Below are 2,392 nucleotides of genomic sequence, written 5' to 3'. Positions count from 1 at the left end.
GAAGAAGACTGAATGGCATAATTTAAAATTAAGAGAATGACATTATCACGTGACTAACGATCTGATAATATTGACGAATGCATGACGCATGCCTCGCACTAAAGATGTTACATTTCAATGAAAATTAGTCACTTATGCCGTTGAGAACTTGCTTTTACAACCAACTATCGGCAACCTCTACTCTATTGCTTGCAAGGATAAAATAATGAACCTAATTAAACCGGCTTTATGTACATTAACCATGATCTTTAGTGCCTCTGTATTGGCTAATATCACTCTTGAAATTCCAGACACCATTAACTTATTAGCGGTGAATGGTCAGAAGCCCGAAACTTCTGGCAGCCTATTTTCCTCAGCGAAAAGCCTTGAGCTGGCCGATGGTGAACAACAAATCGTCTTCAAATACGCGCCTTATTTTACGCAAGGGAATGATCGCGTGATTATCGAAAGCGATGCAGTCATTGCCACATTCACCGCAAAGGATGCAAAACTGAATTTTGCCATGCCTGAATACCGTGATGCACATCGAGCAGAGAAAGAGATTAAAACAATGCAATGGTCACTGATTGACCAAGCAAGCCAAACACTAGAGATAAAGCAAGATCGCCTTCTTAAAGAAGGGTATCAAGTAGGCCGTGACTATATCCGTGAAGCAAATGACTATAATCGCGCAGGGGGTATTGCAGCTATTGGAATGACGGATGTTGCTATGCTGCAAAATGAACTAGCTCAGTCAGGAAATGTACAAAACGCCGCCGAAGAAATGCTGCATTTTTGGTACAACAAGGCTGATGAGAAAACGAAAGCACGCTTTAAAGAATTCGTTAACCAACAGTAATAACATCTCAATATGAGCTCTCTGAATTGAGAGCTCATTAGTATTGAAGTAGTTTGTGCTTAGCTTACCAGAACAGCATCGCAATCATGGTCAGCAAGCCAATACAAGCAATATTTAGCATCATACCCACTCGCATCATCTCACTTTGCTTAATGTGTCCAGAGGCAAACACTATCGCATTGGGTGGCGTCGCAACGGGCAACATAAATGCACAAGAAGCCGCAATAGCAATCAATACAGATAGAATCACGGGTGAGATACCAAAGGCTTCAGCAACACTGGCAAACACCGGAATAAGCAGCGCTGCACTGGCTGTATTACTCGCGAATTCCGTTAGGAACACCACGAAAACAGCAATCACGAATACAATAAAGAACAGACCTAAATGAGAGATCAGGGCACTTAGTTCATTGGCTAGGAAAACGCTGGTTCCCGTTTGCTTAAGTACGTTGCTCAAGCAAATACCGCCACCAAACAGCAGTAATACCCCCCAATCTGCCGTTTTTTCTACATCTTTCCAGTGCACCACTCGGGCAAAATTGACCAAAACAATCGCACCCAGCGCAACCAGAGTATCAAAGCTCGCAAAACCACCCAGCATGGCATTGACTGGTTTGCTAAATATCCAACAAAAAACCGTTAATGCGAAAATACCAAGCGTGACGACTTTACCTTTATCCCAAGTAACAGGTTCATAATTGAGCTCGAACTCTCCATTAAGATCCGGTTTTAATGCGAAATATAAAATAGTAATCGCAATGGGCAGCATAATCGCCGCCGTTGGAGCACCAAATTTCATCCAATCTGTAAATGAAAGACCAACCTCAGCAGCGGCAATCGCGTTAGGAGGGCTTCCTACGATGGTGGCAATACCACCAATACTGGCGCTGTAAGCAATACCTAACAGCACAAAAACATAGGTCGAATGACCACGGTCTTTATCCACTTTGCTGAGTACACCAAGCACCAGCGGTAGCATCATCGCAGCGGTGGCGGTGTTACTGATCCACATTGAAAGCGCGGCAGTCACACCAAACAACATGAATACCGCAACGCTCATTTTTCCGCGCGCCATGATAAGAACTTTATCGGCAATAACTTTGTCCAGACCCTGCCGATGCATAGCAGCAGCCAATGCGAATCCACCTAAAAATAGGAAGATAATCGAGTTAGCAAAGTTATTGAGCGCCGTTTGGGTGTTAAAAACACCAAAAACGATGGCCATGATAGGCACAAGAATGGCTGTGACCGTGACATGTAAAGCTTCCGTTAACCACAGCACAGCAATAAATGCCAGCATACTAATGCCCAAAGCGACATTAGAATCAACAGGCAAGGCATTGTACAGGACAAAAAACAGGACAATATCGGCTAGGATGATAAGGCTGTTACGGTTAAAAAACCATTCTCGGGTGTTGGAGGGTAAAGGGACACTATCATTTCTATTCATTATTATTTTTCCTTATGAGGGCCTACTGGCAACAATATGATCACACATATTCAAACAAGGAGATAATAATTATTGCGAAATTGTTAACCTTATCAAGACTATGG

2 protein-coding genes are annotated in these 2,392 nt (G+C 43.0%); one reads left to right on the top strand and one right to left on the bottom strand.

Annotation, left to right across the window (positions count from 1 at the left end; all coding sequences use genetic code 11):
* Positions 1-214 precede the first annotated feature (214 nt).
* A complete protein-coding gene (locus B9J84_RS08225; RefSeq protein ID WP_179217543.1) occupies positions 215-838 on the top strand; it encodes a DUF2057 family protein in 624 nt (207 codons plus the stop codon).
* A gap of 64 nt (positions 839-902) precedes the next feature.
* On the opposite strand, the gene B9J84_RS08220 is transcribed toward B9J84_RS08225, so the two are convergent.
* On the bottom strand, positions 903-2,288 hold the full coding sequence (locus B9J84_RS08220) for a DASS family sodium-coupled anion symporter (RefSeq protein ID WP_017043564.1): 1,386 nt from the start codon (positions 2,286-2,288) through the stop codon (positions 903-905).
* Positions 2,289-2,392 lie beyond the last annotated feature (104 nt).

It is taken from the genome of Vibrio sp. V03_P4A6T147 (assembly GCF_002241085.1).
In the GTDB taxonomy this organism is placed as follows: Bacteria; Pseudomonadota; Gammaproteobacteria; order Enterobacterales; family Vibrionaceae; genus Vibrio; species Vibrio anguillarum.
The sequence above is the reverse complement of the archived record's forward strand: the minus strand, read 5'-3'. Positions and strand labels throughout refer to the sequence as shown.

Coding starts and splice junctions, on each gene's coding strand:
- B9J84_RS08220 (WP_017043564.1), bottom strand. CDS start 2,288: ATGAATAGAAATGATAGTGTCCCTTTACCCTCCAACACCCGAGAATGG.